The following is a 9,329-nucleotide window of genomic DNA, read 5'->3' as shown; positions in this document are numbered from 1 at the left end:
AAGGACCGAGGCCGGGGATGTCAACATATCTGGCGTTGACTTTTGGCACGCTGTTGAGTTCTCAAGGAACGGACGCTTCCTTCGGACTGCCTTCCGGCAGGCCCTCCGGGCTTCGTTCTTTCGTGTTTCCAGCTTATCAGATGTTTTCCGCTCCGTTTTCCGGAGTTTCCTTCATCGGATTCGCTTTCCGCTTTGTCGCCCCGGTCTCCCGCGGCGACTCCGGAACTGTACGGGGACCGGCCCGCCACATGCAAATCGCCCCTGCCCGGGAGCCCGGGCAGGGGCGATCGGTGCCGATCAGGGCCGACCGGAGCCGGTCAGCGGACCTCGGTGATCTCCGGGCCGCGCGCGAACGGGTCCAGCGAGGTGCCGCCGAAGCGGTTGTCGCCCTCGCCGGCGGCCGCGGCCGCCCCGCCACCGTCGGCGACCATCTGGGCGTCCTCGGGAAGCTTCAGGACGATCGGGTCGCGGGGAGCCATCGGGGACTCGCCGCGCACGACGACCGTCTGCCGGAAGACCTGCTCCAGGATCCCGGCCATCTCCGGCTGCACCGCGGCCTGGCCCGAGATCACGCCGCGCAGGAACCAGCGCGGACCGTCGCAGCCGACGAACCGGACCAGCTGAACGCCCTGGGTGCCGTCCGGCAGCTGCACGGGGACCTGGGCGCGGAGGTGCCAGCCGAGCGGGCCCTCCTCCTCCTCGATGAGGCCGCCCTGCGAGGTGATGCCGTTGGCGATCTCCTCCCGGACCTCCCCCCAGATGCCCTCCGACTTCGGGGCCGCGAAGGCCTGGAGCTGGATGGCGCTGTTGCCGAGCACCAGGGTCGCCGCCACGATCGCGTCACCGGCGACCTCGACCCGGAGCTCCATGCCCTCGACGCCGGGGACCAGCAGACCCCCGAGGTCGACTCGCCCCTCCTCGGGGTTCTCCAGCTCGGAGTGGTCCCACGGACCGTCCGGCCGGGGAGCCGGCGGCAGGCCGACCCTGTCGGCCGGGTCCAGCTCGGTCACGTTCTCGCTCTCGGCGGAACCTTCGACGTCATCGGCCGTCTCGTCGGCGCTGATGGCGTCGTCGGCGAGCTGCTCGACAGCGTCCTCGCTCTTCTGGCGACGACGGAACACGGTCACTGTCCTTCCCGGTCCAAGACCGATGCGAATACCTGCTCGGCTTCCTGCGAGGCCGCGGGCATGCTAGACCGCGGCGTGGCCGCCGGTCGACCCGAACCCGCCCTCGGCGCGTGCCGACCCAGGCAGCTCCTCCACCTCGTGGAAACGGGCCTTCTCGACCTGCTGGATCACCAGCTGGGCGATCCGGTCCCCTCGGCGGAAGCTGACCCCCTCGCGCGGGTCCAGATTGACGACGATCACCTTGATCTCTCCACGGTACCCGGCATCGACCGTCCCCGGGGCGTTCACGAGGGCAACGCCGCAACGAGCTGCCAGACCCGACCGCGGGTGGACGAAGGCCGCGTAGCCGTCCGGCAGGGCGATGGCGACGCCGGTGGGCAGCACGGCCCGCTCGCCGGGGGCCAGCTCGGCGTCGACGGTGGTGCGCAGATCGGCACCGGCGTCCCCGGGCTGCGCGTACGCGGGCAGCGGCAGCTCGGGGTCGATGCGCTTGATCAGGACGTCCAGCTGCGGGCGGGGGCTGTCGCTCAAGGGTTCACCTCAAAGGCTCGTGCGCGCTTCATCAGATCCGGGTCGTCGAGGACCTTCTCGATGTCCTCGGGACGACCGTGCGTGGTGAAGTGTTCCAGCTTCACCTGGACGAAGAGTGCCTGAGCACGCACGGCGACCGGCCCGTCCGGCCCGCCGATCCGCGCCTCGGCGGCACTGTAGACCTTGCGGCCCCGCACGCCGGTGACCCAGGCGCGCAGGTGCAGCACCGAGTCGACGGGCACCGGGCTGAGGAAGTCGGTCTCCAGCCGACCGGTCACGGCGGGGGCGTGCAGCAGCCAGTTGAGCGTGCCGAGGGTCTCGTCCATGGCGGTGGTCAGCAGCCCGCCGTGGGCCAGGCCGGGGCCGCCCTGGTGGAACTCGCGGACCGGGAACTCGGCGGTGACGTCGAGTCCCTCGCCGGCGACCGCGTCGATCCGCAGGCCGCCGGGGTGCTCCGGACCGCAGCCGAAGCAGTGCTCGTAGTGGGAGCCGAGCCGGGTGCCGGGGGCGGGCGCCTGGGGGTGGCGCGCCGGCAGGACGGCGTCCGGCGGCGGGGTGGTCGGGGACGGCGGCATCGCGGGCGCCGGCCGGTCGGTGGGGGTGCTGGGGGCAGTCGTACCGGTCACGGGGCCCCACCCTACCCAGGGGTAGGGCGGCCTCCGGTGGGGGCGGCGTCCCCCGCCGGGCGTCAGGGCGACCACAATGGGGGGCATGTACGACGAACGGCTCACGGTGCCGCGTTCCTGGTGGCTGCTCCCGATCGCGATGGGTCTCACCCTCGCGCTGATCCTGATCCGGGTCAGCGGTCCGGCCGCCCTGATCGGGCTGGTGGTCGGCATCGCGGCCGGCGCGGTGGCGATCAGCAGCTACGGCTCGGCCCGCATCCGCGTGGTCCAGGGCTCGCTGGTGGCCGGCCCGGCCCGGATCCCGGTGGACGCGCTCGGCGCCGCGCAGGCGCTCAGCCCCGCCGAGGCGGCGGCCTGGCGCGGCCCGAAGGCCGATCCGCGCGCGTTCATGCTGCTGCGCAGCTACGTCCCGACGGCCCTGCGGATCGAGGTGACCGATCCGGCCGACCCGACGCCGTACCTCTATCTGTCGACCCGCTCGCCGATGAAGCTGGCGGAGGCGCTGGAGGACGCCCGGCGCGGCGCCCGCACCTGAGGCGCGTACGGCCGGCTCGCGCGCCGGTCGGCTCCGGCGCGCGAGCCGGCCGCAAGGCGCCGGACAAACGGAGAGGGACGGTTCCGCTGCTGCGGGACCGTCCCTACGACTTTGTCCTGACCGGTGCGCCGGCCGACGCCGTCCTGCCGGGCCCGTCCAGCCGGACGGTACCCGGACCTGCCGTCCGGCCCCGCTGCCCGGGGCCGGAAGGAGCGGTGTGCCGGTCCCGCGGGCGCAGCCGCGGGCCCCGGGCCCTGTCCGCCGCGGTGCTCAGGCGCCGCAGTCCCGGCAGATCGGGTTGCCGTTCTTCTCGCTGTACAGCTGGCTGCGGTGGTGCACCAGGAAGCAGCTCATGCAGGTGAACTCGTCGGCCTGCTTGGGCAGGACGCGGACGGCGAGCTCCTCGTTCGAGAGGTCGGCGCCGGGCAGCTCCATGCCCTCGGCGGCGTCGAACTCGTCGACGTCGACAGAGCTTCCGCCCTTGTCGTTCCGACGCGCCTTGAGCTCCTCGATGCTGTCCTCGTTGAGCTCGTCGTCGGTCTTGCGTGGGGTGTCGTAGTCGGTTGCCATTTTTCGCTCTCCCCCTCCGGGTTGTGCGGTGTGTGCGGTATCTCCAGCGCACGTAACGCATGGGGGGCCGGTCTTGTGCCCGACCCGAGGCGGAGATTTTGCCTTACTTCAAGCCCTGTTACTCAATCGACACTCAGCCCGGGCTCCATCGGGGTGATCCCCGGGGCTGCGGAAGGCCTCACGCTGGGCCATCGCCGGCCCTCCCCGGGCCCGTCCGGTCGACCACGCACAGTGAGCGCGGCGGCTGCGGCAGCCGGTGAAATCCCTTGTCCATCAGGGATGCCGACCGATCCGGTGGACCGGCCGGGGGCCGAAATCCGGTCACGGACGGCGATCGGCACCCCTGATCGAGCCATCACTCTCCGGGGTTGCCCGGAATCGCGGAGCGACACGGTGTGAGCTTGGTCACGTTAAGAATCTTCCTGGGCAAAACACGGAAAATCCACCCACTCCGACCGGCCGCCGCGGCGTCTCAGCCGGCGTTCCTCCGGGCCTCGCGGCGCGCCAGCAGGGCGGCCTGCCGCTCCTCGAACTTCCGGGCCTGGCCGTCCAGCCCGTCCAGGAACACGCCCAGCTCGTTCTGCGCCAGCAGGCCCTCCGGGCCGAGCCCGCCGATCTCCATCACCTTGAGGTGGCGCAGCACCGGCTGGAGCACGTCGTCGTGGTGGATGCGGAGGTTGTACACCCCGCCGAGGGCGATCTGCGCGGCGGCGCGCTCGAAGCCGGGGATGCCGTGGCCGGGCATCCGGAAGTCGGTGACCACGTCGGCGACGGCCCGCATGGCCTGGTCCGGGGCGATCTCCAGGGCGGCCTTCAGCAGGTTCCGGTAGAAGACCATGTGCAGGTTCTCGTCGTTGGCGATCTTCGCCAGCAGCTGCTCGCAGAGCGGGTCGCCGGCGTACCTGCCGGTGTTGCGGTGCGCGATGCGGGTGGCGAGCTCCTGGAAGGCCACGTAGGCGACCGAGTGCAGCATGCTGTGGGCGTTGTCGGACTCGAAGCCCTCCGACATGTGGCTCATCCGGGCCCGCTCCAGCTCCACCGGGTCGACCGCCCGGGTGGCCAGCAGGTAGTCGCGGATGGCTATCCCGTGGCGCCCCTCCTCGGCCGTCCAGCGGTGCACCCAGGTGCCCCAGGCGCCCTCGCGGCCGAACATGGTCGCGATCTCGTGGTGGTAGCTCGGCAGGTTGTCCTCGGTCAGCAGGTTCACCACCAGCGACACCCGGCCCACCGGGGTCACCCGGGACTGCTCCAGCGACCAGGCCTCGCCGCCCAGCACGCCGTCGAAGTCGCGGCCCTGGCTCCACGGGACGAACTCGTGCGGCATCCACTCCTTGGCCACGCCCAGGTGGCGGTTGAGCTCCTTCTCCACGACCTCCTCGAGGGCGAGGATCAGCCGCGCGTCGGTCCAGCCGCTCGCGACGAGCGAGGAGCTGCTCTGCACAGGGGCGATGGTCACGGTCTTGCTCCTGAGGGGACGGCACGCGCTGGGACGGGCGCGCTGGACGGGGTACGTCGTTCGGACCCGTCGACGGGCCGCCGACGGATTCACCTACGGTTGCGTAGGTTACGACACCGTAAGTTGCCCGGGCCGGAAATGACAAGCCGCCCCCGCCAGGCCTTATGTCGTCTTGACAGGCCTGACGGGGGCGGCTGCGAACGGTCGCCTGCGGAAGGGGCGTTGGACCCTTACGGAGAGGGGATGCGGACCCGCATGGTGAGACCGCCGCCGGCCCGCGGCGTGGCCTCGACGGTGCCGCCGTGGGCGCGCACCACCGAGCGGACGATGGACAGGCCGAGCCCGACCCCCTTGTCGCTGCGGGTGCGGTCGGCGCCCTTGACCCGGCGGAACGGCTCGAAGATGTGCTCCAGCTCGTACCCGGGCACCACCGGGCCGGTGTTGGAGACCACCAGCTCGCCGCCGCCGGGCACCGCGGTGGTGGCCAGCTCGACCCAGCCGCCCGGGGTGTTGTAGCGGACGGCGTTCTGCAGCAGGTTGAGCGCGAGCCGCTCCAGCAGCACGCCGTTGCCGCCGACCATGGCCGGATCCAGCTTCGCGCGCAGTTCGACCTCGCGCTTGTCGGCCTCGCCCCGGGTCTGCTCCAGCGCCCGGGTGGCCACCTCGGACAGCTCCACCGGGCGCCGGTCGGTCAGCTCGTTCTCGCTGCGGGCGAGCAGCAGCAGGCCCTCGACCAGCTGCTCGCTGCGCTCGTTGGTGGCCAGCAGGGTCTTGCCGAGCTGCTGGAGGTCCGCCGAGGCGGCCGGGTCGGAGAGCTGGACCTCCAGCAGGGTGCGGTTGATCGCCAGCGGGGTGCGCAGCTCGTGCGAGGCGTTGGCGACGAAGCGGCGCTGGGAGTCGAAGGAGCGGTCCAGCCGGTCCAGCATGCCGTCGAAGGTGTCGGCGAGCTCCTTGAGCTCGTCGTCCGGGCCGTCCAGCTCGATCCGGCGGTGCAGGTCGGAGGAGGCCACGTCACGGGCGGTGCGGGTGATCCGGCCGAGCGGGCGCAGCACCCGGCCGGCCATCGCGTAGCCGGCCGCGAAGGCGATCACGGCGAGGCAGACCAGCATGGTCAGCGACTTGCGCAGCAGGGTGTTGAGCGCGGAGTCGGAGCGGCCCAGGTAGTCGGCGGCCTGCCACTGGTTGAACTCCGTGCTGTTCATGGTGCTGCTGATCCCGTCAGGGCCGCTGACCTGCACGAGGTTGCCGTTGAAGCTCAGCTTGCGCGGCGCCAGGTAGGAGACGGCGTCCTGGAAGAACACGTACATCAGGAGCAGCAGCACGACGCCGGCCATCAGGAACATCCCGCCGTAGAGCAGGGTGAGGCGCATCCGGATGGTGGGGCGGAAGGGCAGCCAGGCGAGCATGCCGTCGCCGGGGACGTAGGGCCCTGGGCGGTGGACGCGCGGCGGGGTCAGGGGCTTCGGCGGGACGGCCCGCGGGCCGCCGGCGGGCGCGCCGGAGGCCCCGCCGGCGGGGGGCGGGGTGGTCATGATGGTCCTCTCGGGGCGTCCGCCGGGGCGGGCGCGTACGGCGGGGAGTCTCGGGTGAGCGGACTCCGGTCGTCAGATCCGGTAGCCGGAGCCCGGCACGGTGATGATCACCGGCGGGTCGCCGAGCTTGCGGCGCAGCGTCATCACGGTGACGCGCACGACGTTGGTGAACGGGTCGGTGTGCTCGTCCCAGGCCTTCTCCAGGAGCTGCTCGGCGGAGACGACGGCACCGCCGGCCCGCATCAGCACCTCCAGGACGGCGAACTCCTTGGGGGCGAGCTGGACGGTGCGCCCGTCGCGGATCACCTCGCGCCGGCCGGGGTCGAGCGAGATGCCGGCCCGCTCCAGCACCGGGGGCAGCGGGATGGTCGCGCGGCGGCCCAGCGCCCTTACCCGGGCGACGAGTTCGCTGAAGGCGAACGGCTTCGGAAGGTAGTCGTCGGCACCGATCTCCAGGCCCTCGACCCGGTCGCTGATGTCGCCGGAGGCGGTCAGCATGATCACCCGGGTGGCCAGGCCCTGCTCGACGACCTTGCGGCAGACGTCGTCCCCGTGCACCAGCGGGAGGTCGCGGTCCAGGACGACGACGTCGTAGTCGTTGACCGCGATGCGCTGGAGCGCGGCCTCCCCGTCGTACACCACGTCGACGGCCATCGCCTCGCGGCGCAGGCCGGTCGCGACGGCCTCGGCAAGCAGCTGCTCGTCCTCGACGACGAGAACCCGCACGGTCGTTGTCCCTTCTCCAGGCCGGCCCCGGAAGCGGACGCACGGCTCCGACGGTGCCTCCATCCTGCCTGGTCCGCCGGTAAAGCAGCGATAAGCTGCCCCTCGGGCACGGAGCCCGGGTCGGCGGCGGTGACCGTTCGCATCCGCACCACTCCGTTTGGACTGTGACACAGGCAACTTTCTTCCGCCCGGAGGTTTCCCCGCCGCCGGGGCGGGGAGGACAGCTGCACACCCGCGATCTGGCTGACGGCCGGTCGCACCCACCCGCCGTGCGTTCATCCGCGCCGGCCCTGGGGCTGGGACATCACCGGGAGCGGCCGACGGCCGTCTCCGCACCCGTCCGGAGAACCACACCATCCGGCCTGGGTGCTTTCACCGGCTGGACCTCCTCGGGGCGGAGAGCGCACGACCGTGCACGTCCGACACAGTAAGGGGGCCCGTATGGACGCCTTCAAGGCCGGAATCCTGCAGCGCATAGCCAACGCCGAGCAGGATCTGCACCGCGCGATCGAGGCCGGGGACGAGTTCCTCGCCGAGGTGGAGCAGTCCGAGCTGGACGACCTCCGCCGACTCGCCGCCGAGCACGGCGTGGACACGGTGCTGGAGCGCCACCGCACCGCTGCCTGACCCGTTCGGCACCGCCGACCCGTCGCCGGACCTCCGGCACCAGCGGCCCTGAGGGGGCCGTGCGAAACCCAGGCCCTGGCATCCCCCGTATGTCAGGGCTCTTCGCATGTCCGGGCCCGCCACCAGGGTTCGGGGCCGTCCCGCCGCCCGGGTCCAGGTCCGGGGGGCGGGACGGCCGGAACCGGTCAGTCCGCCCAGGCGCGCAGCGCGGCCAGCCGCTCCTGGAGCGGCTCGTACACCCCGGGGGCGGCGGCCACGGTCAGCTCGCGGTCCGGCCCGTGCCCGGGGCGGCCGCCGACCAGGGCGCCGGCCTCGGCGGCGATCAGGCAGCCGGCCGCCCGGTCCCAGGGGGCCAGGCCGCGCTCGTAGTAGCCGTCCAGCCGCCCGGCGGCGACGTCGCAGAGGTCCACCGCGGCCGCCCCGGCCCGGCGGATGTCCCGCACCTCCGGCATCAGGGCCAGCAGCACCTCGGCCTGCCGGACCCGCACCGGCTGGACGTAGTTGAAGCCGGTGGCGATCAGCGCCTGGCCCCAGGGCGGGGCCGGGCGGGCCGAGACCGGCCGGCCGTCGAGGTGGGCGCCGCGGCCGAGGACGGCGTGGAACAGCTCGCCGCGGGCCGGGGCGTAGACGACGCCGACGACCGCCCGGCCGTCCAGCTCGGCGGCCACGCTGACCGCCCAGGAGGGCAGTCCGTAGAGGTAGTTGACCGTCCCGTCGAGCGGGTCCACGACCCAGCGGACGCCGCTGCTGCCCGGCCGCTCGGCGCCCTCCTCGCCGAGGTAGCCGTCCTCCGGGCGGCGGTCGGTGATCAGCTCCAGGACGAGCTTCTCGGAGGCGAGGTCCATCTCGGTGACCACGTCGACCGGGCTGCTCTTGGTGCCGGCCACGCCGAGGTCGGCGGGGCGGCCGTCGCGCAGCAGGGCGCCGGCCTGCCGGGCCGCGTCCAGGGCGACCTCCAGCAGGTCGTCGAGGAGCCGGTCGTCGGGCAGGGCGGGGGTGGGCACGGGGGTTCTCCTCCGGAACGACGGGACGGACGGGATCTGCGGGGCGTACGGAACGGACAAGGCGCGTGGGACGCCCGCGGTCAGCGCTCGGCGGCGGCCGGGCGCGGCGCGCGCGGGTTGGGGCAGCAGGCCACCGCGCACACGTCGTGGCTGGGCCCGAGGGCGCCGAGGGCGCAGCGGGTCACCCGCTCCCCGCGCTCGGTGGCGGCCCGCTCCAGGACGAGCTCGCGCACCGCGGCGGTGAACCGGGGGTCGGCGCCGACGGTGGCGGCGCGGGCCACCAGCAGGCCGAGCTCGGCGGCCTTGGCGACGGCCTCGGTGTCGAGGTCGTACTTGACCTCCATGTGGTCGGAGACGAAGCCGATCGGGACCATCACCACGGCGGGCGCGCCGTCGGCGTGCTGGGCCTCCAGGTGGTCGCAGATGTCGGGTTCCAGCCACGGGACGTGCGGGGCGCCGCTGCGGCTCTGGTACACCAGCTCCCACGGCCGGTCGGCCACGCCGGTGCGCTCGGCCACCGCGGCGGCGATCAGCCGGGCGACGTCCAGGTGCTGGGCGACGTACGCGCCGCCGGGCCGGCCGCGGGCCGGGTCGT

The 9,329-nt window shown here is 73.0% G+C and carries 11 protein-coding genes; 2 read left to right on the top strand and 9 right to left on the bottom strand.

Going from position 1 to position 9,329, the window contains the following annotated elements; all coding sequences use genetic code 11:
• Positions 1-317 precede the first annotated feature (317 nt).
• The 3 genes from ABZW03_RS30860 to ABZW03_RS30850 form a co-directional block, all read right to left on the bottom strand.
• Positions 318-1,121, bottom strand: coding sequence for a DUF3710 domain-containing protein (locus ABZW03_RS30860; protein WP_355265502.1), 804 nt, complete (start codon positions 1,119-1,121; stop codon positions 318-320).
• Between the two features lie 69 nt (positions 1,122-1,190).
• A complete protein-coding gene (dut, locus tag ABZW03_RS30855; protein ID WP_355265499.1) occupies positions 1,191-1,658 on the bottom strand; it encodes a dUTP diphosphatase in 468 nt (155 codons plus the stop codon).
• Positions 1,655-2,233, bottom strand: coding sequence for a PaaI family thioesterase (locus ABZW03_RS30850; RefSeq protein WP_355265505.1), 579 nt, complete (start codon positions 2,231-2,233; stop codon positions 1,655-1,657). Before ABZW03_RS30850 ends, dut begins: the two co-directional genes overlap by 4 nt.
• 127 nt (positions 2,234-2,360) lie before the next feature.
• On the opposite strand from ABZW03_RS30850, the gene ABZW03_RS30845 reads away from it, so the two are divergent.
• Positions 2,361-2,819: a DUF3093 domain-containing protein gene (locus tag ABZW03_RS30845; RefSeq protein WP_355265496.1), complete on the top strand. Its 459-nt coding sequence runs from the start codon at positions 2,361-2,363 to the stop codon at positions 2,817-2,819.
• A 270-nt stretch (positions 2,820-3,089) separates the two neighbouring features.
• Here the strand turns inward: ABZW03_RS30845 and ABZW03_RS30840 are convergent, their stop codons facing one another.
• From ABZW03_RS30840 to ABZW03_RS30825, 4 genes are all read right to left on the bottom strand, one after another.
• Positions 3,090-3,389: a DUF4193 domain-containing protein gene (locus ABZW03_RS30840; protein WP_030285479.1), complete on the bottom strand. Its 300-nt coding sequence runs from the start codon at positions 3,387-3,389 to the stop codon at positions 3,090-3,092.
• 472 nt (positions 3,390-3,861) lie between these two features.
• Positions 3,862-4,845, bottom strand: a complete 984-nt coding sequence (locus ABZW03_RS30835) for an acyl-ACP desaturase (protein ID WP_355265493.1) — start codon at positions 4,843-4,845, stop codon at positions 3,862-3,864.
• A 230-nt stretch (positions 4,846-5,075) separates the two neighbouring features.
• Entirely contained in the window at positions 5,076-6,377 is a 1,302-nt protein-coding gene (locus tag ABZW03_RS30830) for a HAMP domain-containing sensor histidine kinase (protein ID WP_355265490.1), read from the bottom strand.
• 72 nt (positions 6,378-6,449) lie between these two features.
• The gene (locus ABZW03_RS30825) at positions 6,450-7,103 is read right to left on the bottom strand and encodes a response regulator transcription factor (protein ID WP_355265487.1); all 654 of its coding nucleotides are present in this window, start codon (positions 7,101-7,103) and stop codon (positions 6,450-6,452) included.
• 441 nt (positions 7,104-7,544) lie between these two features.
• Between ABZW03_RS30825 and ABZW03_RS30820 the strand changes: the two genes are divergently transcribed.
• Positions 7,545-7,730 carry a hypothetical protein gene (locus ABZW03_RS30820; protein ID WP_030057688.1) on the top strand — a complete coding sequence of 62 codons (186 nt, stop codon included), beginning with the start codon at positions 7,545-7,547 and terminating at the stop codon, positions 7,728-7,730.
• A gap of 185 nt (positions 7,731-7,915) precedes the next feature.
• Here ABZW03_RS30820 and ABZW03_RS30815 read toward each other — a convergent pair whose 3' ends face one another.
• Positions 7,916-8,734: an inositol monophosphatase family protein gene (locus tag ABZW03_RS30815; RefSeq protein WP_355265483.1), complete on the bottom strand. Its 819-nt coding sequence runs from the start codon at positions 8,732-8,734 to the stop codon at positions 7,916-7,918.
• Positions 8,735-8,814: 80 nt separating this feature from the next.
• The coding region (locus tag ABZW03_RS30810) for a ferrochelatase (RefSeq protein ID WP_355265480.1) at positions 8,815-9,329 on the bottom strand (515 nt) is incomplete at its 5' end.

The sequence above is a fragment of the Kitasatospora sp. NPDC004799 genome, from assembly GCF_040609095.1.
Classification (GTDB): Bacteria; Actinomycetota; Actinomycetes; order Streptomycetales; family Streptomycetaceae; genus Kitasatospora.
Note: the sequence above shows the minus strand (reverse complement) of the source record. Positions and strands in the feature narration are given on the sequence as shown.